22 protein-coding genes and 1 tRNA gene are annotated in these 21,236 nt (G+C 63.5%); 9 read left to right on the plus strand and 14 right to left on the minus strand.

Features of this window, described 5'->3' with window-relative positions; genetic code table 11:
- Positions 1 to 12 precede the first annotated feature (12 nt).
- On the minus strand, positions 13 to 147 hold the full coding sequence (gene rpmH, locus FJ492_RS03340) for a 50S ribosomal protein L34 (protein ID WP_008833937.1): 135 nt from the start codon (positions 145 to 147) through the stop codon (positions 13 to 15).
- Between the two features lie 277 nt (positions 148 to 424).
- Here rpmH and FJ492_RS03345 point away from each other — a divergent pair, with 277 nt between their 5' ends.
- Positions 425 to 1,912, plus strand: a complete 1,488-nt coding sequence (locus tag FJ492_RS03345; RefSeq protein WP_140508425.1) for a HAMP domain-containing sensor histidine kinase — start codon at positions 425 to 427, stop codon at positions 1,910 to 1,912.
- 250 nt (positions 1,913 to 2,162) lie between these two features.
- A tRNA-Arg gene (locus FJ492_RS03350) sits at positions 2,163 to 2,239 on the plus strand.
- A gap of 77 nt (positions 2,240 to 2,316) precedes the next feature.
- Here FJ492_RS03350 and FJ492_RS03355 read toward each other — a convergent pair.
- The 5 genes from FJ492_RS03355 to FJ492_RS03375 all read right to left on the minus strand — a co-directional run bounded on the left by FJ492_RS03355 (position 2,317) and on the right by FJ492_RS03375 (position 7,352).
- Positions 2,317 to 3,975, minus strand: a complete 1,659-nt coding sequence (locus FJ492_RS03355) for an FAD-binding dehydrogenase (protein WP_140768475.1) — start codon at positions 3,973 to 3,975, stop codon at positions 2,317 to 2,319.
- A gap of 108 nt (positions 3,976 to 4,083) precedes the next feature.
- Positions 4,084 to 5,070: a Gfo/Idh/MocA family oxidoreductase gene (locus tag FJ492_RS03360; RefSeq protein ID WP_140768476.1), complete on the minus strand. Its 987-nt coding sequence runs from the start codon at positions 5,068 to 5,070 to the stop codon at positions 4,084 to 4,086.
- Between the two features lie 124 nt (positions 5,071 to 5,194).
- Positions 5,195 to 5,770: a YceI family protein gene (locus FJ492_RS03365; protein ID WP_140768478.1), complete on the minus strand. Its 576-nt coding sequence runs from the start codon at positions 5,768 to 5,770 to the stop codon at positions 5,195 to 5,197.
- Positions 5,771 to 5,839: 69 nt separating this feature from the next.
- Positions 5,840 to 6,409 (minus strand): cytochrome b, encoded by a 570-nt coding sequence (locus FJ492_RS03370; RefSeq protein ID WP_140768480.1) that lies wholly within the window; start codon positions 6,407 to 6,409, stop codon positions 5,840 to 5,842.
- A 52-nt stretch (positions 6,410 to 6,461) separates the two neighbouring features.
- A complete protein-coding gene (locus FJ492_RS03375) occupies positions 6,462 to 7,352 on the minus strand; it encodes a LysR family transcriptional regulator (protein WP_140768482.1) in 891 nt (296 codons plus the stop codon).
- 96 nt (positions 7,353 to 7,448) lie between these two features.
- Between FJ492_RS03375 and FJ492_RS03380 the strand changes: the two genes are divergently transcribed.
- The gene (locus tag FJ492_RS03380) at positions 7,449 to 8,444 is read left to right on the plus strand and encodes an aldo/keto reductase (RefSeq protein WP_140768484.1); all 996 of its coding nucleotides are present in this window, start codon (positions 7,449 to 7,451) and stop codon (positions 8,442 to 8,444) included.
- Between the two features lie 81 nt (positions 8,445 to 8,525).
- Here FJ492_RS03380 and FJ492_RS03385 read toward each other — a convergent pair whose 3' ends face one another.
- The 7 genes from FJ492_RS03385 to infC all read right to left on the minus strand — a co-directional run bounded on the left by FJ492_RS03385 (position 8,526) and on the right by infC (position 15,263).
- The gene (locus FJ492_RS03385) at positions 8,526 to 9,128 is read right to left on the minus strand and encodes a nucleotidyltransferase family protein (RefSeq protein WP_140768486.1); all 603 of its coding nucleotides are present in this window, start codon (positions 9,126 to 9,128) and stop codon (positions 8,526 to 8,528) included.
- 46 nt (positions 9,129 to 9,174) lie between these two features.
- Positions 9,175 to 11,583, minus strand: coding sequence for a phenylalanine--tRNA ligase subunit beta (pheT, locus tag FJ492_RS03390; protein ID WP_140768487.1), 2,409 nt, complete (start codon positions 11,581 to 11,583; stop codon positions 9,175 to 9,177).
- A gap of 43 nt (positions 11,584 to 11,626) precedes the next feature.
- On the minus strand, positions 11,627 to 12,679 hold the full coding sequence (gene pheS, locus FJ492_RS03395) for a phenylalanine--tRNA ligase subunit alpha (RefSeq protein ID WP_246672882.1): 1,053 nt from the start codon (positions 12,677 to 12,679) through the stop codon (positions 11,627 to 11,629).
- 300 nt (positions 12,680 to 12,979) lie between these two features.
- Positions 12,980 to 13,381, minus strand: coding sequence for a 50S ribosomal protein L20 (rplT, locus tag FJ492_RS03400; protein WP_006201247.1), 402 nt, complete (start codon positions 13,379 to 13,381; stop codon positions 12,980 to 12,982).
- 92 nt (positions 13,382 to 13,473) lie between these two features.
- The gene (gene rpmI / locus FJ492_RS03405) at positions 13,474 to 13,677 is read right to left on the minus strand and encodes a 50S ribosomal protein L35 (RefSeq protein ID WP_006201248.1); all 204 of its coding nucleotides are present in this window, start codon (positions 13,675 to 13,677) and stop codon (positions 13,474 to 13,476) included.
- 183 nt (positions 13,678 to 13,860) lie between these two features.
- Positions 13,861 to 14,487: an isoprenylcysteine carboxylmethyltransferase family protein gene (locus FJ492_RS03410; RefSeq protein WP_140506875.1), complete on the minus strand. Its 627-nt coding sequence runs from the start codon at positions 14,485 to 14,487 to the stop codon at positions 13,861 to 13,863.
- A gap of 239 nt (positions 14,488 to 14,726) precedes the next feature.
- Positions 14,727 to 15,263, minus strand: a complete 537-nt coding sequence (gene infC / locus FJ492_RS03415; protein ID WP_010912915.1) for a translation initiation factor IF-3 — start codon at positions 15,261 to 15,263, stop codon at positions 14,727 to 14,729.
- A gap of 218 nt (positions 15,264 to 15,481) precedes the next feature.
- Between infC and FJ492_RS03420 the strand changes: the two genes are divergently transcribed.
- The 4 genes from FJ492_RS03420 (at position 15,482) to FJ492_RS03435 (ending at position 18,858) form a co-directional block, all read left to right on the plus strand.
- Positions 15,482 to 16,255: an alpha/beta hydrolase gene (locus FJ492_RS03420; protein WP_140768489.1), complete on the plus strand. Its 774-nt coding sequence runs from the start codon at positions 15,482 to 15,484 to the stop codon at positions 16,253 to 16,255.
- Between the two features lie 2 nt (positions 16,256 to 16,257).
- Positions 16,258 to 17,442, plus strand: coding sequence for a benzoate/H(+) symporter BenE family transporter (locus FJ492_RS03425; protein ID WP_140768698.1), 1,185 nt, complete (start codon positions 16,258 to 16,260; stop codon positions 17,440 to 17,442).
- Between the two features lie 75 nt (positions 17,443 to 17,517).
- Positions 17,518 to 18,000: a DUF2852 domain-containing protein gene (locus FJ492_RS03430; protein WP_027143871.1), complete on the plus strand. Its 483-nt coding sequence runs from the start codon at positions 17,518 to 17,520 to the stop codon at positions 17,998 to 18,000.
- A 99-nt stretch (positions 18,001 to 18,099) separates the two neighbouring features.
- On the plus strand, positions 18,100 to 18,858 hold the full coding sequence (locus tag FJ492_RS03435; protein WP_140768491.1) for a M48 family metallopeptidase: 759 nt from the start codon (positions 18,100 to 18,102) through the stop codon (positions 18,856 to 18,858).
- Between the two features lie 75 nt (positions 18,859 to 18,933).
- Here the strand turns inward: FJ492_RS03435 and FJ492_RS29055 are convergent, their stop codons facing one another.
- Positions 18,934 to 19,278 (minus strand): hypothetical protein, encoded by a 345-nt coding sequence (locus tag FJ492_RS29055; RefSeq protein WP_246675871.1) that lies wholly within the window; start codon positions 19,276 to 19,278, stop codon positions 18,934 to 18,936.
- Between FJ492_RS29055 and FJ492_RS03445 the strand changes: the two genes are divergently transcribed.
- Positions 19,265 to 19,924 carry a phosphoribosylanthranilate isomerase gene (locus FJ492_RS03445; RefSeq protein ID WP_140768493.1) on the plus strand — a complete coding sequence of 220 codons (660 nt, stop codon included), beginning with the start codon at positions 19,265 to 19,267 and terminating at the stop codon, positions 19,922 to 19,924. The genes FJ492_RS29055 and FJ492_RS03445 overlap by 14 nt on opposite strands.
- Positions 19,925 to 20,014: 90 nt before the next feature.
- Positions 20,015 to 21,235: a tryptophan synthase subunit beta gene (trpB, locus tag FJ492_RS03450; protein ID WP_027143875.1), complete on the plus strand. Its 1,221-nt coding sequence runs from the start codon at positions 20,015 to 20,017 to the stop codon at positions 21,233 to 21,235.
- The last annotated feature ends 1 nt before the right edge of the window (position 21,236 follow it).

Consider the following 21,236-nt stretch of genomic DNA (forward strand, 5'->3'; position numbering starts at 1 on the left):
ATCTCGTCTCGCTTAGGCGCTGAGCCGCTTGCGGCCGCGGTTGCGGCGAGCTGCGACGACGCCACGACCACCCTTGGTGGCCATGCGGGCACGGAAGCCGTGCCGGCGTTTGCGGACGAGTTTGGACGGTTGGTAGGTACGCTTCATTTGTTTTAATACCGCGGGGTGCGGCCCTTCTTGATTCTGTCACTTTGTAACAGGAGCTTTGCCGGGCCGGCTTTGGCGCGATCGAAACCGCGCCGGGACGAATGGCCCGAGCGTGAGCGGGCTTATAGAAAGAAGGGTTTTGGAAGTCAATCCGGCGTCGGCGCGCTAAAGACGCACCTCTTTTGGAGCATCTATTTTTCCGACCAAGGGGGAAATTGGCAAAAAAGCCGTAATCGCCTAATCTTGGCTGATCAAGTGATTGTGAAGATCGAGTCGCATGAGCGAAGCCAGCCAAGCAGGGGAAGGAACCGGAACGGCGCCAGCAGCCGTCCGCACGGTACCGCTGTCGCGCGGTCTGTCGACCAAATTGCTGCTGCTCACCATCGTTTTCGTGCTGCTGGCCGAAGTGCTGATCTTCCTGCCCTGGATTGCCAGCTATAGGCTGAGCTGGCTCAAGGAGAGGCTGAGCACGGCCGCCGCCGTGTCGATCGTGCTGGTGCAGGGCGATTCGACGTCGCTGTCGCGCACGGCCCAGAATGACGTGCTGATGGCCATCGGCGCCAAGGCGATCGCGGTGCGCGACGGCGGCGTCTCGCGGCTTCTGGTGGTGGCCGACATGCCGCCGCAGGTCGACGAGCACATCGATCTCGCCAGCGTCGGCATGGTCAAGGGCATGACCGGCGCGCTGGACACGCTGTTTTTCGGCGGCGACAGGATGCTGCGCGTTTTCGGACCGGTCGGCGACAGCGACAAGGAGTTCGAGCTGATCATGCCGGACTATTCCCTGCGCAAGGCCATGCTCATCTACTCGCGCAACGTCGCCTTCGTCTCGCTCCTGATCTCGCTGTTCACGGCCATGCTGGTCTATGCCGCGATCGACCTGATTATGATCGGCCCGATCCGCACCATGACGCGCTCGATGCTGTCCTTCTCCGAGGCTCCCGATGACCCCGGGCGGATCATTCACCCCGCCGACCGCGCCGACGAGATCGGCGTGGCCGAGCGCGAACTGTCGCAGATGCAGGAGCGGCTGCAAAGGATGCTGGCCGAGCAGAAGCATCTTGCCGACCTGGGCTTGGCGGTATCGAAGATCAACCACGACATGCGCAACATCCTGGCCTCGGCCCAGCTGATGTCGGACCGCCTGCGCCAGGTCAAGGATCCGACCGTGCAGGCCTTCGCGCCAAAACTGTTGCGCGCGCTCGACCGCGCCGTCTCCTATTCCGAGGGCGTGCTTCATTACGGCCGCACGCAGGAGCCGCCGCCTTCGCGCCGCAGGGTGAGGCTGCGCCAACTGGTCGAGGAGGTGCACGGCCTGCTCGACATCGAGGAGGGCATCGAGTTCATCAACGCCGTCGAGATGGCTTTCGAGGTGGATGCCGATTCCGACCAGCTCTTCCGGGTGCTCACCAATCTTTGCCGCAACTCGGTGCAGGCGATGGCGGCCGACACCGAAAGCGCCGTGGTGCGGCGGTTGGCGGTCTCGGCCGAGCGCATGGGCAGTGTCAGCCGCATCGCCGTCACCGACACAGGTCCCGGCCTGCCGCCGAAGGCGCGCGAAAACCTGTTCGCGGCCTTTCGCGGCTCGGCGCGCAGCGGCGGCACCGGCCTTGGCCTTGCGATCGCGCACGAACTGATCCGGGCGCATGGCGGCACGGTGGAATTGGTCGAATCGATCGGCGGGCGCACCACATTCGCCGTCACCATCCCCGACCAGCCGGTGCGGCTCGACCAGGCCCGTGGTGGCCTGCGCCGCCCGGCCTGAGGGTTTCGTGCTGTGCCTTTCCCCGTCGCTCTCCCCAACCGTTCCCGATCGTCCGCTGTCTGGATTTAGGCCGGCCCCACAGCGGCTCGAAGTGCCGAGATCGGCGCCGGCATCGCCGCGTGACAGGCTTGCGACAAAACTTTTGCCGGATCGGCTTGCTTTTCGTAAATTCAGTCGTTAGGGAACTGCACACATTCGCGGCCGGTCTTTCGGACCGGATCGCGGGGCCGTCGAAAACATGGCCTGATGCGCGCCCGTAGCTCAGCTGGATAGAGCACCAGACTACGAATCTGGGGGTCAGGAGTTCGAATCTCTTCGGGCGCGCCAAATCTCCTAAGCTGCGGTTTATTGGTTGCACGGTCGATGGCGGCGGCTCAGCCAAGTGCCGGCAAGCCGTTGCCGCCTCAGGCCACCGAGCGTGCCGCCGCCCGGCCGGCGCTGCGGCCCGAGAAGATACAACCGCCCAGGAACGTGCCTTCGAGCGCCGCGTAACCATGCACGCCGCCGCCGCCGAAACCGGCGGCTTCGCCGACGGCATAGAGGCCCGGCACCGGCTGGCCGTCGGCATCGAGCACGTGGCTGTCGAGATCGGTCTGCAGGCCGCCCAGGGTCTTGCGGGTCAGGATGTTGAGGCGCACCGCGATCAGCGGTCCATTCGCGGGGTCGAGCATCTTGTGCGGCTTTGCCGTGCGGATCAGCCGGTCGCCGAGATAGGCCCGCGCCCCGCGCAGCGCGGTGATCTGCATGTCCTTGGAGAACGGATTGTCGAGCTGCCTGTCGCGGGCGCGGATTTCGCGCTCGACCGTTGCGACGTCAAGCAGCGGTTCGCCGCCGGCCAGCGCGTTCATGCGCGCGATCAGTTTCGGAAGATCGGCCTCGACGATGAAGTCCTCGCCCTTTTCCATGAACGCCTTGACCGGACCGGGGATTCCGCTCGTGGCGCGGCCGAGCACCTTGCGCCAGCTTTTTCCCGTCAGATCGGGGTTCTGCTCCGAGCCCGACAGCGCGAATTCCTTCTGGATGATTTTCTTCGTCAGGATGAACCAGGAATAGTCGAAGCCGGTGCTCATGATGTGGCTGAGCGTGCCCAGCGTGTCGAAGCCGGGATAGAGCGGCACCGGCAGGCGTTTTCCCCGCGCATCGAGCCACAGCGAGGACGGGCCGGGCAGGATGCGGATCGCGTGATCGGTCCAGATAGGCGCCCAATTCTTGATGCCCTCGACATAGTGCCACATGCGGTCGCGGTTGATGATCGAGCCGCCGGCCTGTTCCGATATGGCCAGCATGCGGCCATCGACATGGTCCGGCACGCCGGTGATCATGCGCTTCGGCGCGTTGCCCAGCCGCTTGGGCCAGTTTTCCCGCACCAGCTGGTGGTTGGCGCCGATGCCGCCGGAGGCGACGATTACGGCTTGGGCATGAAGCTCGAAATCGCCTGAGACCTCGCGCGAGCTCTTGTGGCCACGCTCGGCAGTGCTCGGCTGCAGGATATCGCCCTGTACCCCGGTCACGGCTGCCCCCGTCCGCGTCAGCGCATTGACACGATGGTGGAACCTGAAGTCGACCAATCCACGCTTTTGCGCCTCGCGCACGCGCAGCACGAAAGGTTCGAGCACGCCGGGGCCGGTCCCCCAGGTGACGTGGAAGCGCGGCACCGAATTGCCGTGGCCGATGGCATTGCCGCCGCCCCGTTCGGCCCAGCCGACGACTGGAAAGAACTTCAGGCCGCGCTCGATCAGCCAGGAGCGCTTCTCGCCGGCGGCAAAGCCGACATAGGCCTCCGCCCATTTGCGCGGCCAATGGTCTTCCGGCCGGTCGAAAGCGGCGGTGCCCATCCAGTCCTCGAGCGCCAGATCATGGGAGTCGCGGATGCGCATGCGCCGCTGCTCCGGCGAATCGACGAGGAAAAGTCCGCCGAACGACCAGAACGCCTGACCGCCCAACGATTGCTCCGGCTCCTGGTCGACGATGATGATTTTCTTGCCGGCCTCGGCAAGCTCAGCGGCGGCAACCAGCCCGGCAAGGCCGGCGCCGATAATGATCACATCCGCGTCGTCAGCCATTTTTCCTCCGGTTAACCGGCTAAGCAAGCAATTCCAGGAAAAGTGTGGGGCGGTTTTCCCGGGAAAAGCGCGTAGCGCTTTCCCTAGGGAATTGCATCAAACAAAGGCTCAGACGGTCTCCCAGCCGCCTGTGTCTCCGGCGCGGAAGATGGCGTCGATGACTTTCTGGTTGAGCACGGATTCTTCGAGCGTGAAGACCCGCTCCTTGCCGCCAAGTGCTGCCCGCGCGAAGGTCTCGACCTCGAGCCTGTATTGCTGCGTGCCGGGGAAGCGGAATACCTGCGCCTCGGTGTGGTTCTGGTTGTGCAGTTCGACCCGGTGATGGTCGTAGAGCCCGGCATTGAAGGGCGAGAACACTTCGACGAAACCCTTCTCACCGTGGAACACCATCACTTGGCGTGCCGCCATCTGGGTCGACAAATAGAAGGACAGTTCGAAATCGCCGAAATCGGCGCGGATCGAGGAATAGATGTCGGTGCCGAATGTCTTGTCGCGCTCGATCGTCGCCTGCACGCGCAGCGGCTCCTTGCCGGTCGAAAAGCGCGTCGACACGGTCGGGTAGACGCCGATATCGGGCAGCGCGCCGCCGCCCAGATCAAGCTTGTTGCGCATGTTGTTGGGGTCGACATTGTAGTAGGAGAAAGCGCCCTGCACATGGCGCAGCCGGCCGATGGCGCCGCTGGCGATGAGATCACGCACCTTGATCCATTGCGGATGGTAGATGACCATGAAGGCTTCGCAGACCAGCACCTTCTTGGCGTCGCGCAGCTTGATCAGCGGCGCGATGTCCTTGGCGTCGAGCGCCAGCGGTTTTTCGACCAGCACATGCTTGCCGGCTTCGATGGCCTTGGCCGTCCATTCGACGTGCTGCGAGGTCGGCAGCGGGATATAGACGCCGTCGACCTCGTCGGAAGCGAGCAACTCCTCATAGGAGCCGAAGGCGTGGCGCGCGCCGAAGCGGTCGCCCAATGCCTTGGCCTTCGACAGGTCGCGGCTGGCGATCGCCGAGAGCACGCCGTTTTCCGCCCCGACGATCGCCGGCAACAATTGCTCCCGGCCGATCTTGGCCGTGGACAACACACCCCATCGGAACATCACGCTTCTCCATGTCGATTTTACCGGCCACGAGGTTTGCCTGAAATCGGTGGAAAAGCCAATGCGGGTGCTCTGTTCCTCGCGCCGCGAAAGTGGGCGAGGAAACCAGGTACCGCAGCCGCGCTTAGCCCCTTTTTCCCGTCAGCGTCATGTCGAAATCGACGACGTTGGAATAGAGCGGCGTGCCGACATCCATGCCGTAGCGCGAGCGCAGCACCTTGCCGGTGACGTGGAATTTTATCGTGCCATCCTTCAACCCGTCGAGCTCGGCGGTGAATTTTTCCGGAAACGTCTTGCCGCGCGCCGTCAGGCGGCCGGTGACGAGCGCCGTCGTGTCGCCGGTGCGGGTCACGCTGGCAGAGCGGAACTGGATTTCGGGGCTGTTGGCCGCGTCGAACACCGCGTCGGAGCGCAGGAAGGCATCGATGCGGCCCTGGCCGGTCCCGACACTTTCGGGATAGATGGTGAGGTCGACCTTAGAGCGACCGACATCCTTGTTGTCGATGCGGATCGTGCCCTTGAAACGGGCAAAGGCGCCGTCGAAGCCGCCGCCGCCGGCTTTGCCGATGGTGAAGCGGATCGCGGAACCAGCCTGGCTGATCGTATAGTTGCCGGCAGCATCGCTAAGCACGACTGCCGCATGGACTGGCATGGCAAGGCAGGCGGCGGCAGCCGCCAATCCGAGGATTCGCGCACGCATAGGGTTGTTCCTTGTCAGGAGGCAACGCTCTCTGGCGTCCTCACCTCACAAACGAGACCAAGGCCCGTTCTATTCCCCGGCTGACGAAGGCGTGATCACGCGCGTGAGCACGCTGTCACGCAGCAGGAAATGGTGGCGCAGGGCCGCGCAGACATGCAGCGCAACGAGCGCGATGCCGGCATAGGCGAGATACCAGTGCGCCGACGCCCAAAAAGTTTCGGCGGCGTCGGATTCGGGCAGCGGCAGGTTGGGCATGACGAACAGGTTGAACGGCATGCTGGGGATTTCCAGCGTCGAAACCGACACCAGCGCCCATCCGGACAGAGGCAGGGCGACCTGGAATACATAGAGCGCCAGATGCGCCAGCGGTGCCGTACGCCGTTCAAGGATGTCGACTGAAGGCGGCAAGGGCGGTACCGCATCGCCAAACCGCCAGGCGATACGCAGGATGACGAGGCCAAGCAGCAGAAAGCCCAGGGATTTGTGCAACTGGATCAATTCGAAGGCCGTGCGTTGGCTTTGGGTCCTGACCATGACGAAGCCGAGTATGAACTGGCCGATGAAGATAATCCCGATCAACCAGTGGAGGACGATGGTTGCCCAGCCATAGCGGGTCGCGGTGTTGGTGATGGTCTGCATGGGAGGCGAACGAATGCCAGGCTGGGTTTCTTCCACCCTTGGGGAGGATGGACTACCCGCTCACCTTGAAGAAGTCGACGAAAGCCCTCAGCGCCGGCCGCATTTGCCGGCGGCTCGGATAGTAGACGAAGAAACCGTCGAAGGACGGGCACCAGTCCTCCAGGACGCGGATCAGCCGGCCGTCGGCAAGCGCCGCGCGGACATACTCCTCGAAGACGAAGGCAAGGCCGGCGCCGTCGACGGCGGCCCGAGCGATCAGATGGTCCTCGTCGAGGATCAGCGGTCCTTGCACCGCGATCTCGACCTCTTCGCCGTCCTTCTCGAACTCCCAGCGGTAGAGGACACCGCTGGAGAAGCGGAAGCGGATGCAGCGATGGTCGGCGAGATCGCGTGGATGCCGCGGCTTGGGGCTTGTCTCGAAATAGGATGGCGCGCCCACCACCGCGCCACGAATGTCCGGCCCGATGCGCACCGCGATCATGTCGCGCTGCAGGCTTTCGCCGAGCCGCACACCCGCATCGAAACCGCCTTCCACCACGTCGGTGAAGCGATCCTCGATGACGATCTCCAGCACGATGTCGGGATAGGCCGACGTAAAGGCGCCGAGCCGTGGTGTCAGCACCAGATGCGCTGACGTGCGCGGCACGCTGAGCCGCAGGTTCCCGGCCGGCCGGTCGCGCGCCTCGACGGCTGTCTCCAGCGCTAGGTCGATCTCGGAAAGTGCCGGGCGCAATCGCTCCAGCAGCTGCGCGCCTTCCTCGGTCGGGGCGACACTGCGCGTGCTGCGCGCCAAAAGGCGCACGCCAAGCCGTGCTTCCAGGCTGGAGACCGCATGACTCACCGCCGAAGGCGCGATCGCCAGTTCCCTGGCCGCACCGCGAAAACTGCCGCATTGGGCAACGGTTGCCAGCACCGCAAGCTGTGAGAGATGTGCTCGGTTCATTGATCTATTTCTTGGAACGACCCGTACGAAGAAGAGCCGATTATCGAACGGACTGCAAGCCGTTATGTCTGCCGCATCACAACAAGGAGATGCGTGATGAAAACTCGCAAGCTAGGAACTGAACTCGAAGTCTTCCCGGTCGGCCTTGGCTGCATGGGCATGAGCTTTGCCTACGGCGGCCAGCCGGAGGCGGAGGCCATTGCGACGCTGCACCGCGCCGTCGAGATCGGCGTCAACTTCTTCGACACGGCGGAAGTCTACGGACCCTATGAGAACGAAATCCTGCTCGGCAAGGCGCTGAAATCCGTCCGCGACAAGGTGACGATCGCGACCAAGTTTGGCTTCAAGATTCTTGAAGAAGGCACCGGCATCGACCGCATGGCCGGTGTCGACAGCCGCCCCGAGCATGTCAAGGCTGTCGCAGAGGCCTCGCTGAAGCGGCTCGGCACCGATGTCATCGACCTCTACTACCAGCATCGTGTCGACCCGAACGTGCCGATCGAGGATACGGTCGGCGCCATGGCCGAGCTGGTGCGCGAGGGCAAGGTGCGGGCGCTGGGCCTGTCGGAGGCGAGTGCCGCCACCATCCGCCGGGCACACGCCGTCCACCCGATAGCGGCCGTGCAGAGCGAGTACTCGCTGTGGAGCCGCGACCCTGAAGACGAGGTCTTCGCCGTCTGCCGCGAACTCGGCATCGGCTTCGTCCCCTACAGCCCGCTCGGACGCGGTCTGCTCACCGGTACGATCGCCAAGCCGGAGACCCTGAGCGACGACGACTGGCGCCGTGGTCTACCGCGCTTCCAGGCCGACGCCATGGCCGCCAATGCCAAGGTGATCGCCACGCTGGACAAGATGGCGACCGAAAAGGGCGTCACCTCGGCGCAGCTGGCGCTGGCCTGGGTACTGCACCAGGGCGACTTTATTGTTCCTGTCCCAGGCGCCCGAAAAATCCGCCATCTGGAGCAGAACAGAGCGGCGGCCGGGATTGAGCTGAGCACGGCCGAGGTGGCATCGATCGGCGATGCGCTGTCCCCCGACAAGGTGATGGGCAAGCGCTATACCGAGGAGCTGCTGGCGCTGGTGGATGGGTAGATAGATAGGCGCGAGGCGCCCCCCTCTGTCCTGCCGGACAGAGGGGGGCGCTGTCCCGCCGACATTCAAAATTTCCGCCATTCACCACGGCACAACCGAAATCTCCGGCCAGTTCTCCTTTGCCCGCTTGCCCTTCGTCTCATGCGTCCGCCGGTTATCCATCACTCGGTTCGGTGTGATGCGAAACGAGAAGAGATCGTCGAGCCCGAATGGCGTCACGAGTTCCAATTGCCCATCGCCGCCGTAGCGCACACCGACCGCATGCGTCTTCGAGGCGAAATAGCTGACGGATTCACTGGCACTCGCATAGCGCGGGCAGGGTTGCCCGAACTTCTGCGGATACCAAAGATGCACGCGGGCCTGGTTGCGCACTTCGACCGGCAGCGGCAGTCCCTCGAAATGTGCCGCCGCCCTGCGGATGACGGCGTCCTCGGCGTCATAGGACAGGTCGGAGTCATCGAAATAGAAAAGGTCGACGTCCCTGATGCCGTAGCCCGACGGCTTGCCGGTCAGATGGTTCCAGACGCTGTTGTAGAGCGCGCCGGAAACCACCAGCCAATCCGGCAAGGCAAGGTCGCGCACCCGCGCCAGCGTTTCACACAGCAGCGGATCAGCCGCGACGATGTCGAGAAACGCCGCACGCTGTGGCTCAAAAGGAAGCCCGGAATACGCGAGATGGTCCATCGCCCTTTTGAGGGCGATTCGCCACCTGCCCGCAATCCTGAATTCTCTATGCCCTGAGCACGCCGCCCGTCTGCTTGCCGACATTGTCGACGATGCGCCTGGCCAGCGCCTCGAAATCCTCGTCTGTCAGCGTCTTTTCGACCGGCTGGATCGACACTTCGATGGCGATCGACTTCTTGCCCTCGCCGAGTGACGCGCCTTCGAAGATGTCGAAGACCGAGACAGCCGTGATCAGCTTCTTGTCGGCGGCAAGTGCGGCGCGCACCAGCGTGCCGGCCTCGACGGCCCTGTCGACGACGAAGGCGAAATCGCGTTTCACCGCCTGGAAAGCGGACAGCTCCAGCCTGGGCTTGGTCTTCGTCGGCTTGGCCTTCGGCTCGGGCACGGCATCGACGAACACTTCGAAGCCGCATAGCGGTCCGGAGACATCGAGCCCTTCCAGCGTCTTCGGATGGAACTCGCCGAACGTGCCGAGCACGGTCTTTGGACCGAGCTTGATCGTGCCGGAACGGCCGGGGTGATACCAGGCCGGTCCGCCGGCCTCGATCTGCAGCCGGTCGACCGGCGCGCCGCAGGCTTCGAGCGCGGCGATGGCATCGGCCTTTGCGTCGAACACGCCGACTGGGCCGGAATTGCCGGCCCAGTTGCGGCCTGAGCCGTCGAGCTTGGCCGTGCCGCGTCGCACGCCGGCGGCGACGCGTCGCTGCTGGTCGGCGCCATCGCCTTCATAGGTACCCGACACTTCGAACAAGGCAACGTCGCCGATGCCCTTGTCGGCGTTGCGCTGTGCGGCCGAAATCAGCCCCGGCAGGAGCGAGGGCCGCATGTCGGACATGTCGGCTGCGATCGGGTTGGCAAGCTTCAGCGCCGTCTGGCCGCCGCCGAACAACTCGGCGTGCCTGGCGGGAATGAACGACCAGGTAACAGCCTCCATCATGCCGCGCACGGCAAGCGAGCGCTTGGCGGCACGGGTGCGGATCTGCAGCGTTGTGAGGATCTTGCCGTTGACCACGTCATGCGCGCCGAGCGGCTGCGGCGCGATATTGTCGACGCCATGGATGCGCATGACCTCCTCGACCAGGTCGGCCTTGCCGTCGACATCGGGACGCCAGGAGGGCACGGTCACGTCGACGACGTAGCCCGATCCCTGCGCGTGGAAGCCGAGACGCGACAGGATGTCGAGGCTCTCCGCCTTCGGCACCTCGATGCCGGTCAGCCGCTTCACTTCCGACAAGGGAAGAGAAACGATCTTCGGCTGATGTCCGGCATAGCCGGCCACCTCGGTCTCGGTCGGGGTGCCGCCGCAGAAGTCGATCACCAGCTTCGTCGCCAACTCGATACCCGGCACCATGAATTCGGGATCGACACCGCGCTCGAAACGGTAGCGCGCGTCGGTGATGATGCCGAGTGTGCGGCCGGTGCGGGCCGTGGTGATCGGGTCCCAAAGAGCGGATTCGACCAGCACGTCCGTCGTGTTCTCGTCACAGCCGGAGTGTTCGCCACCCATGATGCCGGCAATGGATTCGACGCCATTGTCGTCCGCGATCACGCACATCTCCGGCGTCAGCGTGTATTCGCGCCCGTCGAGCGCCTGCACCGTTTCGCCATCCTTGGCGCGGCGCACGACGAGATTGCCGGCGACCTTAGCGGCATCGAAGACGTGCAGCGGCCGGCCGCGGTCGAAGGTGACGTAATTGGTGATGTCGACCAGCGCGCTGATCGGTCTGAGCCCAATGGCGATCAGCCGCTGCTGCAGCCATTTCGGCGAGGGGCCGTTCTTGACGCCCCTGACCAGCCTGAGCGCGAATCCGGGACAAAGCTCCGGTGCCTCGATCGTCACCTTCACCGGGCACATGCCGCTGCCGACATGCGGCATGATCGCACCGCCGACGAGGCGGCCAAGTCCGCTCGCCGCGAGATCCCTGGCGATGCCGTAGACGCTGGTGGCATCGGGCCGGTTCGGCGTCAAATTGATCTCGATGACCGGATCGTCGAGATGCGCGTAAGCGGCAAAGCTGGTGCCGACCGGCGCATCCTCTGGCAGGTCGATAATGCCATTGTGCTCGTCGGACAGTTCCAGCTCGCGCTCGGAGCACATCATGCCGTGGCTTTCGACGCCCCTGATCTTGCCGACCGTCAGCGTCATGTCGATGCCGGGCACATAGGTGCCGGGCGCGGCGAAGGCGCCGATCAGGCCGGCGCGGGCGTTCGGCGCGCCGCACACCACTTGCACCGGCGGCTTGCCGTCGCCGGTATCGACGGTCAGCACCCGCAGCCGGTCGGCATCGGGATGCTGCACCGCCGTCAGCACCTTGGCGATGACGAAGGGCTTCAGGCCCGCCTTGTCGTCGACATGCTCGACCTCGAGGCCGATCGAGGTCAGCCGCTCGACGATCTCGGCCAGCGTGGCGTCGGTTTCAAGGTGATCCTTGAGCCAGGAGAGGGTGAATTTCATTGGATTGTTCCGTAATAGCTGGCAGCAGGAGGCTTCAGGACCGTCACGCGCTCAGGCCTCCGAACAGCGTCGGCATGTCGAGCGGCCGGAAGCCGTAATGCGATAGCCAGCGCACATCGGCGTCGAAGAAGGCGCGCAGATCCGGCATGCCGTATTTCAGCATGGCGATGCGGTCGATGCCCATGCCCCAGGCAAAGCCCTGGTACTCGTCGGGATCGAGCCCGCCGGCCCTGAGCACGTTGGGGTGGACCATGCCGCAGCCGAGGATCTCCATCCAGTCGGAGCCTTCGCCGAAGCGCACTTCGCCTGGCCGCGAGCGGTCGCACTGGATGTCGACCTCGAGGCTCGGCTCGGTGAACGGGAAGAAGGACGGCCGGAAGCGCATCTTGACCTGCGGCACTTCGAAGAAGGCCTTGCAGAACTCTTCCAGCACCCACTTCATGTTGGCGACGTTGGCCGACCTGTCGATCACCAGCCCCTCGACCTGATGAAACATAGGCGAATGGGTGGCGTCGGAATCCTGGCGGTAGGTCTTGCCGGGAATGACGATGCGGATCGGCGGCTTCTGCTTCTCCATGGTACGGATCTGCACCGGCGAGGTGTGGGTGCGCAACAGCTTGCGCTCGCCCTTCTCGTCCGGCTGGAAGAAGAAGGTGTCGTGCATCTCGCGCGCCGGATGGCCTTCCGGGAAATTCAGCGCGGTGAAATTATAGTAGTCGGTCTCGATGTCAGGCCCTTCGGCAATGGCAAAGCCGAGATCGCCGAAGATCGCCGCGATCTCGTCGATGACCTGGCTGATCGGATGGATGCGGCCGCGCTCGGCCGGCGACTGCCGCACCGGCAGCGTCACGTCGACCTTTTCGGCGGCAAGCCGTGCGGCGATCGCCACGTCTTTCAATTCCGCCTTGCGCAAAGCAAGCGCATCGGTGACGCGGTTCTTCAGGCCGTTGATCGCCGGGCCCTTCACCTGCCGTTCCTCGGCGCTCATCGCGCCAAGCGTCTTCAGCATTTCGGAGACCGAACCCTTCTTGCCGAGCGCCGAGACACGCACGGCCTCGATCGACGCCTCGTCGGCGGCCGAGGCGATGTCAGCCATCAGGGAATTTTCGAGTGCATCAAGGCCAATGGTTGCGTCGTTCACGATCAAGCTCGCTGCGTTGGAAATCGCTCTGGACGTGAAAGTCACGTTTGGAGTGAAAGTTCAGGCATAAGAAAAACCCGCGCCAGCCGTGCCAGCGCGGGTTCCCCAAATCAAGTGTCGAAAGTGCTTGGGAAGCGCTGGGCTCGGAGCCCGATCCCGAAAAGTTGCAGACTTTTCGGAAAAGATCGCGCTCTCCGCTAATTTCCCTGGAGCATGATGTTGTCCAAAAAGTCAGAAACTTTTTGGCATCATGCTCTAGGCGACAGCGCTCTCAAAAGCATTCGGCGTGGTGTTCTTCAGATATTCGAGCGCGACCTTGGCCTTCGCGACCAGGGCGGCGAAAGCCTGCGGCTCGTGGATGGCCATGTCGGACAGGATCTTGCGATCGATCTCGATGCCGGCCTTGTTCAAACCGTCGATGAAGCGGCCATAGGTCAGGCCGTGCTCGTGGGTCGCGGCGTTGATGCGCTGGATCCACAGCGCGCGGAACGAGCGCTTGCGGTTCTTGCGGTCGCGATAAGCGTACTGCAGCGACTTTTCCACCGCCTGCTTGGCGATGCGGATGGTGTTCTTGCGGCGGCCGTAGAAGCCTTTCGCGGCTTTCAGGACCTTCTTGTGCTTGGCGTGCGAGGTGACGCCTCTTTTTACGCGTGCCATGTCATGATCTCCTTAAAAGCAATTCCAGGAAAAGTGCTTGCGGTTTTCCGTTCGGAATTGCGTAAAACAAATGCGTGTCCGGACCGAATGCCTTAGAGGCCGTTCGGAAGAAAATTCTTGATGACCTTCTTGCCATCCGGTTCAGCCAGAACCATCGTGCCGCGGGCATTTCGAATGAACTTGTTGGAACGCTTGATCATGCCGTGACGCTTGCCGGCCGCAGCCGACAGGACTTTACCCGTACCTGTGATCTTGAACCGCTTCTTGGCGGCCGATTTGGTCTTCATCTTGGGCATTTTGCTACTCCGTAATGTTGGCGCACGATCGCGCTTCTTGTTCGCTTCAGGCCGACCAAAGCCCGAAAAGCAAATGAAACCGCCACGGCATGCCCTGCCGGGCGGTTTTCTTGGAACGGCGGTGCTATAGATCAAAGATGGCGCGGGCGCAACACCTCAGGCCGTGCGACGCGCTGTCCCCGGTCAGGGCAGCCTGAACCACACCGGCAGCATGCCCGACAGCTGCGCGCCGTCGATCAGTTCGAAAGCCGGCAGCGCGATCAGGAACACCAGTCCGTCGAGCAGCGTGGTCAACAGCAGGCGCGGCTTGAAGCTGCCGGTGTCGCCTTCCTGGTAGAGCGAAAGCTTGGGGAAGAAGCGCGGCACGCGCGCCAGATAGTCGGCATACGGCGCGCCGAGCGCCTCCTTGAGGAATTTCTCCTCGCGCAGGATGACGATATGGAAGGCGCCGGCGCACAGAACCGCGAAAAGGATTATGCCGGAGAACGAGCCGATCTGCGCGCCGACGCCGGCGGCGGCCACGGTCGAGAACACGTAAAGCGGGTTGCGGGTGATCGAATAGGGCCCGCCAGTGACCACTTCGGAGGATTTGCGCCCGCCTATATAGAGCGTCGCCCAGAGGCGCCCGACGATGCCGAGGAAAATCAACAGCACGCCGAACATCTCGATCGATTCGTGCACCGGCGTGTCCGGCGGGAACGTCGATTGGCCGAACAGCAGTGCCAGAAACAGCACCGCGACGAGCACGGCAAGCACCAGACGGCGCATCTGCTGGTAGTTGCCCAGCCCGTGTTTGTATTCTGTGTCCAAGTTTGGGTTCCGATCGTCGAGGAGCTTAGCCGGCGATCGCAGCTCTAGCCAGGAATAGGCGTCCCGCCGGTCGTCGGGACGCCCTGTAGCACAATTCAGGCGGATTTTAGCGCGATGACTAGACCTGACGTCATCGTGATCCAAGCGGGTTCCGCAAAAACGTTCACGGTTTGCGGTGAGAACCCGCGACAACCATGGAAACTATGCAGACGACGCGTTTCGAAGCGAGCGGAGCCTGCTTAGCGCGGCGCCAGCACCATCATCATCTGGCGGCCTTCGAGCTTCGGCTCGGCTTCCACCTTGGCGATGGTCGCCACCTCCTCGCGCACCTTGTTCAGAAGCTGCATGCCGAGTTCCATATGCGCCATCTCGCGGCCGCGGAAGCGCAGCGTCAGCTTGACCTTGTCGCCTTCCTCGAAGAAGCGGCGGACCGCCTTCATCTTGGTCTCGTAGTCATGGCTGTCGATGTTCGGGCGCATCTTGATCTCCTTGATCTCGATGACCTTCTGGTTCTTGCGCGCCTCGGCCGCCTTCTTCTGGTTGGCGTATTTCAATTTGCCGAGATCGAGGATTTTTACAACGGGCGGCACCGCGTTGGGCGATATTTCAACCAGATCGAGCCCGGCCTCTTCGGCGAGCAGCAATGCGTCGTTGATGGAAACATCGCCGCGGTTCTGGCCTTCGGCGTCGATAAGCTGGACCCGGGGAACCCGGATATCACGGTTGGAGCGCGGCCCATCCTTGGTCGGCGCCGCTGCTTTGAAAGGTCTGCGAATGGTCGTGGTCTCCTTGGCCGTTTCGTTCGGGGTTCGTACAGATCTGTGTGGACGCGCCAATGTGGGAAGCGCGCGGCGCAAGTCAATAGCACAGCGTTCTCAAGAAATCACCTGATCACGAGCCTGTGCCAAGCAAAGAAACATCGCGAGCACTTTCCGCCTTGCCTCCGGCCGTGCCAAAAGCAGGCGTGAAAAAAAACCAGGACCGCCCCACAGCCATGACCGCCGCTCCGATCTTTCTGGATGTTGATGGATCCGATATCGCCGTGCGCCATTCGGCGGGCTCGAAGCCCGGCATCGTCTGGCTCGGCGGCTACAAGTCGGACATGTTGGGCACGAAAGCCGAGACGCTGTCGGACTGGGCGGCACGAGAAGGCCGCGCCTTCCTGCGGCACGACTATTCGGGCCATGGCGAATCCGGCGGCGCTTTTGCTGACGGCAGGATTTCGACATGGCTTGCGCAAAGCCTTGCGGTTTTCCGGAATTTCGCCAGGGGCGATCAGGTCCTGGTCGGCTCGTCCATGGGTGCCTGGATCGCGCTGCGCATGGTGCAGGAATTGCGCAAGGCGGGCGACGCAAGCGTGGTCGGCATGGTGCTGCTGGCGCCGGCGCCGGATTTTACCAGTGAGTTGGTCGAACCCGTGCTGACCAAGGCGCAGAAGCGCGACCTCGCCAAAAAGGGCTACTTCGCGGAGCCGTCGGACTATTCCGCGGAACCCTACATCTACACGAGCGCCCTGATCGAGGATGGCCGCCATAACCGGGTGATGACCGGGCCTATCGACACGCATTGCCCGGTTCACATCTTGCAGGGGCTGGCCGATGCGGACGTGCCGTCGAGCCACGCCTTGAGGCTGGTCAGCCTGCTGCCGGCCGACGATGTCACGCTGTCGCTGATTCCCGACGGCGACCATCGCCTGTCGCGGCCGCAAGATCTCGACATGCTGGTGCGGGCCGTCGGTGACATGGCCGGACGAGGTAGAGGCAGATGACCATGCGCCTTTCCATCCCGGTCTCCGCCTTCGTCGCGGCCATCGTCGGCTTTGGCGGCACGCTGGCCATCGTCATCGCCGCCGCCAAGGCGGTCGGCGCGACGCAGGTCGAGACGGCAAGCGGTGTGACGGCGATCTGTCTGGCCATGACGGTCGAGTGCCTGTGGCTGTCATGGCGCACGAAAATGCCTGTCATCACCGCCTGGTCGACTCCGGGCCTGGCACTGGTCGCCGCCTCGAGTGGCTTTTCGATGGGCGAGGCCGTCGGCGCCTATATCATCACCGGCGTCCTGCTGGTCACGACCGGCCTGTTTGGGCCGCTGACCCGGCTGATATCGAGAATACCGGCTTCGGTCGCTTCCGGCATGCTGGCCGGCATCGTCGTCACCTTCGCCATCAATGCCATGAAAGCCATTCCGGCGGACCCTTGGCTCATCCTGCCGCTGATCGCCGCATTCTTTGTCATCCGGCTGTTCAATCCGGCGCTATCGGTACTGGCGGTGCTGGTTGGCGGTGGCCTTGCCGCCTTCCTTACCGGCCGTGTCGGCGGCTTGCCCGCGCCCGAACTGTCGACACTGACGTTCATTGCTCCCCATTTCACCGCCAAGGCCATTATCGGCCTGGCGCTGCCGCTCTATCTCGTCACCATGGCCTCGCAGAACCTTTCCGGCCTCGCTGTGCTGCGCGCCGCCGGCTATCACCCCGAGCCAGGCCCGCTGATCGGTGTCACCGGCCTATTTTCGCTCTTGTCGGCGCCTTTCGGGGCCGCAACCACCAATCTGGCGGCGATCTCGGCGGCGATATGCACCGGGCCGGACGTCCATCCCGATCCGGCCGAACGCTGGAAGACCGGCCCGTTCTATGCGCTCGCCTATCTGATCTTCGCGATTTTCGGCGCTTCGCTGGTGGCGATCTTCGCCGTCCTGCCGCAGAGCCTGATCGTGCTTGTGGCGGGTCTCGCGCTGATGGCCTCGCTCGCCAACGCGCTGGCGATCGCGATTAGGGATGAGGATGACCGGATGGCAGCCACCGTCACCTTCGTCGTCACCGCCTCCGGGCTGACGCTGTTCGGCGTCGGTGCGGCATTTTGGGGCCTGATCGCCGGTTTGGCCATGCTTTTCCTCGATATGCTCAAAAAGCGGCAATCATTTCAGAAGCTTGTCCGGTTTTGGCCGACATTGTCTTGAATCGCCGTTTTCGCCTTCCCATTTCGATTCCACGCAGCCGGTTCTGGCTGTCTCCAACCGAAGGAATGGGAGAAAATGAACACATCTGCATTGATCCGCCCGGCCTGGACGCCGGCGACCATCGCGTTGATGGTGATCGGCTTCATGGTGTTCTGGCCGCTCGGCTTCGCCATGCTCGCCTACATCATCTGGGGCGACCGGCTTGAGGGCTTCAAGCGTGACGTCAACCGCGCGACCGACGGCATTTTCGCCGGTTGCCGCCGTGGTTCCGACAAGGCCGCACGCTGGGGCAACGGCTCCGCCCGCACCGGCAACGTCGCTTTCGACGACTGGCGCGAAAAGGAGCTTGAGCGCCTGAACGAAGAGCGCCGCAAGCTCGACGAGATGCTGACGCAGTTCGACGAGTATGCCCGCGAGTTGCGCCGCGCCAAGGATCAGGACGAGTTCGACCGGTTCATGGCCAACCGCAACAAGTCGACCGCGCCGACCAAGACCGATCCGGGCACCGGAACGACCCCCACCAAGCGTGGCAAAGGCTCGAACCTGCTCGACGACTGAGGCCAGGCGACAGGGCCAAGGTGTAATGACGGCGTCGCGCGAGCGGCGCCGTTTCTTTTTTGTTCTATTCGTTTTCCTCGAATCGCGTATCGTCCCGCCATGACCATCGGGTTCTTCCGCAATCTGACGAAGCCCAAACCCACGCCTGCCGTGGAGCGGGAATACTGTGTCGCCGGCCGCACCCTGCCGCTCAAGATCGTCGAGAGCGCCAGGGCAAAGCGCCTGACGCTGCGCATCGATTCCGGCGGTCAGGGTCTGCGCATCACCGTGCCGCCGGGCCTGCGCCGCGGCGAGGTGGACAGGTTCCTCGACCGCCACCAGGACTGGCTGGAGCAGCGGCTGGCCAAGGTGCCGACGCGGCCGCAGGTGCGGCCGGGCATCAAGATCCCGGTGCGCGGCGTGCCGCACCGCATCGTCCACGAGCCGTCAAAGCGCGGCACCGTAACCATATCGCGCGACGAGCGCGGTCCGCTGCTGATCGTGCATGGCGAGCGCATCCATCTGCCGCGCCGCATCGCCGATTTCTTGAAGCGGGAGGCCAAGAAGGAGATCGAGAAGCTGGTCGTCAGGCACACCGAGGCGCTCGGCAAGCGCGCCAAGGCGATCCGCTATAAGGACACCTCCAGCCGTTGGGGCTCCTGCACCTCCGAAGGCAATCTCTCCTTCTCCTGGCGCATCATGATGGCGCCGCAGCCGGTCATCAACTACCTCGTTGCGCATGAGGTGGCGCATCTCAAGGAGATGAACCACGGGCCGAAATTCTGGAGATTGTGCGAAAAGCTCTGCCCCGACACCGAGCGCTGCAAGGACTGGCTGAAGCGCAATGGCGGCGCCCTGCAGGCGATCGTGTTTGAGTAGGGTGCGGCGGAGTCACCTGGAGTCAGGCGAAGGCTTCGCCCCTTCGTCATGTATGGACGGCCCCAGGGAAGGCCGCTAGTCGTCATTCGCCGCATTCAACTCCTCCGGCCGCAGCCCCTCTTCGCCATGATGCGGCCAGGGCAGAAAGTTCCGGTCGAAGGCGTCGCCGCCGAAATAATCCAGCGCCCGATGCGCCTCGGCGCCGTTGAACGCGGCCTTGTCCATCAGATGCGCGATGACCTCGCGCGCCTGCGCGATCTTCTGCTTCAGTTCGGCAACGGTTTGGTCGGCCATGGCTGTGCTCCCGCCTTGCATGCTGTCCATCAATAGGTAGCGCCTTTCACCTTGCCGGCAAACAGCATGCTTTTTCTCGACTCTTGGCGCTTTTCGTGCCAATTCCCGCGCCATGGCGCTCGACATCAAGATCTGCGGTTTGAAAACCGACCAGGCAATGGCCGCGGCCCTGGCCGGCGGCGCCAGCCATGTCGGCTTCATTTTCTTTCCGAAAAGCCCGCGTTACGTCGAGCCGGCCGAAGCCGGCCGTCTGCGCGAAGCGGCGCGCGGCAAGGCCTTGGCGGTTGCCGTCACGGTCGATGCCAGCGACGCCGTCCTCGATGAAATCGTGGAGAAGATGCAGCCCGACATGCTGCAACTGCACGGCTCCGAAACCCCCGAGCGGGTGACCGAACTGAAAGCCCGCCATGGGCTGCCGGTGATGAAGGCGTTGCCGCTCAGCGAGGCTGCCGATCTCGACCGGATAAGGTCGTTCATCGGCGTTGCCGACCGCTTCCTGTTCGATGCCAAGCCGCCGAAGGGCTCCGAGCTGCCGGGCGGCAACGGCGTCGTCTTCGACTGGCGCATCCTCGCCGGCCTTGACGCCGGGATCGATTACATGCTTTCCGGTGGGCTCAACGCCGCCAACATCGGCGATGCCCTTCGGCTTGCCAACCCGCCCGCAATAGACATTTCGTCGGGCGTGGAAAGTGTGCCGGGCGTCAAGGATCCGGCGCTGATCGAACAGTTTTTCCGGGCCGTCAGGGCCGCGCGGGACGACCGCGCCGCCTGAACAAAATTTCGAACCCTGAGCATGTCCCGGAAAAGTGGGAACCGGTTTTCCGACAGGACATGCTCAAAGTACAGATCTAGGAGATCGGCGATGAACAAGCCGGCGACACCCAATTCCTTCCGCACCGGGCCCGACGAACAGGGCATGTTCGGCATTTTCGGTGGTCGTTTCGTCGCCGAAACGCTGATGCCGCTGATCCTCGACCTGGAGAAGAACTGGAACGAGGTCAAGAACGATCCGGATTTCAGGGCTGAGTTGACCGACCTGTCGACCCACTATGCCGGGCGGCCCTCGAAGCTCTATTTCGCCGAAGGCCTGACGAAGCATCTTGGCGGCGCGAAAGTCTATTTCAAGCGCGAGGACCTGAACCACACCGGCTCGCACAAGATCAACAATTGCCTCGGCCAGATCCTGCTGGCCAAGCGCATGGGCAAGAAGCGCATCATCGCCGAGACGGGCGCCGGCCAGCATGGCGTGGCCTCCGCGACCGTCGCCGCCCGCTTCGGCTTTCCCTGCGTCGTCTATATGGGCGCGACCGACGTTGCCCGGCAAAGCCCCAATGTCTTCCGCATGAAGCTGCTCGGCGCCGAAGTGCGGCCGGTGACCGCGGGCCACGGCACACTGAAGGACGCCATGAACGAAGCCCTTCGTGACTGGGTGACCAATGTCGAGGACACCTATTACCTGATCGGCACCGCCGCTGGTCCGCACCCCTATCCGGAGCTGGTGCGCGACTTCCAGTCGGTGATCGGTACGGAAGCCCGCGCGCAGATCCTCGAACAGGAGGGACGGCTGCCCGACACCATCATCGCCGCTGTCGGTGGCGGTTCCAACGCCATCGGCATGTTCCATCCCTTCCTCGATGACAAGGACGTTCGCATCATCGGTATCGAAGCGGGCGGGCGCGGCCTCGACGGCATCGAGCATTGCGCTTCGATGAATGCCGGTTCTCCCGGTGTGCTGCACGGCAACCGCACCTATCTCCTGCAGAACGCCGACGGCCAGATCATGGACGGCCATTCGATTTCGGCCGGCCTCGATTATCCCGGCGTCGGTCCGGAGCATTCCTGGCTGCGCGACTCGGGCCGTGTCGAGTATGTGCCTATTCTCGACGACGAGGCGCTGGAAGCCTTCAAGCTGACGACGCGCGTCGAAGGCATCATCCCGGCGCTGGAATCGGCGCACGCCATCGCTCATGCCGTCAAGATCGTACCCGCCATGGACAAGGACCAGATCGTCATCGTCAACCTGTCCGGCCGTGGCGACAAGGACGTGCACACGGTGGCCTCGATGTTGGGCATGGAGATCTGAT

Source organism: Mesorhizobium sp. B2-5-4, from assembly GCF_006441095.1.
Classification (GTDB): Bacteria; Pseudomonadota; Alphaproteobacteria; order Rhizobiales; family Rhizobiaceae; genus Mesorhizobium; species Mesorhizobium salmacidum.

Excerpts from the sequence above, each read along its gene's own strand:
- rpmH (WP_008833937.1), bottom strand. The coding sequence starts at position 147 with ATGAAGCGTACCTACCAACCGTCCAAACTCGTCCGCAAACGCCGGCAC.
- FJ492_RS03345 (WP_140508425.1), top strand. The coding sequence starts at position 425 with ATGAGCGAAGCCAGCCAAGCAGGGGAAGGAACCGGAACGGCGCCAGCA.
- FJ492_RS03355 (WP_140768475.1), bottom strand. The coding sequence starts at position 3,975 with ATGGCTGACGACGCGGATGTGATCATTATCGGCGCCGGCCTTGCCGGG.
- FJ492_RS03360 (WP_140768476.1), bottom strand. The coding sequence starts at position 5,070 with ATGTTCCGATGGGGTGTGTTGTCCACGGCCAAGATCGGCCGGGAGCAA.
- FJ492_RS03365 (WP_140768478.1), bottom strand. The coding sequence starts at position 5,770 with ATGCGTGCGCGAATCCTCGGATTGGCGGCTGCCGCCGCCTGCCTTGCC.
- FJ492_RS03370 (WP_140768480.1), bottom strand. The coding sequence starts at position 6,409 with ATGCAGACCATCACCAACACCGCGACCCGCTATGGCTGGGCAACCATC.
- FJ492_RS03375 (WP_140768482.1), bottom strand. The coding sequence starts at position 7,352 with ATGAACCGAGCACATCTCTCACAGCTTGCGGTGCTGGCAACCGTTGCC.
- FJ492_RS03380 (WP_140768484.1), top strand. The coding sequence starts at position 7,449 with ATGAAAACTCGCAAGCTAGGAACTGAACTCGAAGTCTTCCCGGTCGGC.
- FJ492_RS03385 (WP_140768486.1), bottom strand. The coding sequence starts at position 9,128 with ATGGACCATCTCGCGTATTCCGGGCTTCCTTTTGAGCCACAGCGTGCG.
- pheT (WP_140768487.1), bottom strand. The coding sequence starts at position 11,583 with ATGAAATTCACCCTCTCCTGGCTCAAGGATCACCTTGAAACCGACGCC.
- pheS (WP_246672882.1), bottom strand. The coding sequence starts at position 12,679 with ATGGCTGACATCGCCTCGGCCGCCGACGAGGCGTCGATCGAGGCCGTG.
- rplT (WP_006201247.1), bottom strand. The coding sequence starts at position 13,381 with ATGGCACGCGTAAAAAGAGGCGTCACCTCGCACGCCAAGCACAAGAAG.
- rpmI (WP_006201248.1), bottom strand. The coding sequence starts at position 13,677 with ATGCCCAAGATGAAGACCAAATCGGCCGCCAAGAAGCGGTTCAAGATC.
- FJ492_RS03420 (WP_140768489.1), top strand. The coding sequence starts at position 15,482 with ATGACCGCCGCTCCGATCTTTCTGGATGTTGATGGATCCGATATCGCC.
- FJ492_RS03425 (WP_140768698.1), top strand. The coding sequence starts at position 16,258 with ATGCGCCTTTCCATCCCGGTCTCCGCCTTCGTCGCGGCCATCGTCGGC.
- FJ492_RS03430 (WP_027143871.1), top strand. The coding sequence starts at position 17,518 with ATGAACACATCTGCATTGATCCGCCCGGCCTGGACGCCGGCGACCATC.
- FJ492_RS03435 (WP_140768491.1), top strand. The coding sequence starts at position 18,100 with ATGACCATCGGGTTCTTCCGCAATCTGACGAAGCCCAAACCCACGCCT.
- FJ492_RS03445 (WP_140768493.1), top strand. The coding sequence starts at position 19,265 with ATGGCGCTCGACATCAAGATCTGCGGTTTGAAAACCGACCAGGCAATG.
- FJ492_RS29055 (WP_246675871.1), bottom strand. The coding sequence starts at position 19,278 with ATGTCGAGCGCCATGGCGCGGGAATTGGCACGAAAAGCGCCAAGAGTC.
- trpB (WP_027143875.1), top strand. The coding sequence starts at position 20,015 with ATGAACAAGCCGGCGACACCCAATTCCTTCCGCACCGGGCCCGACGAA.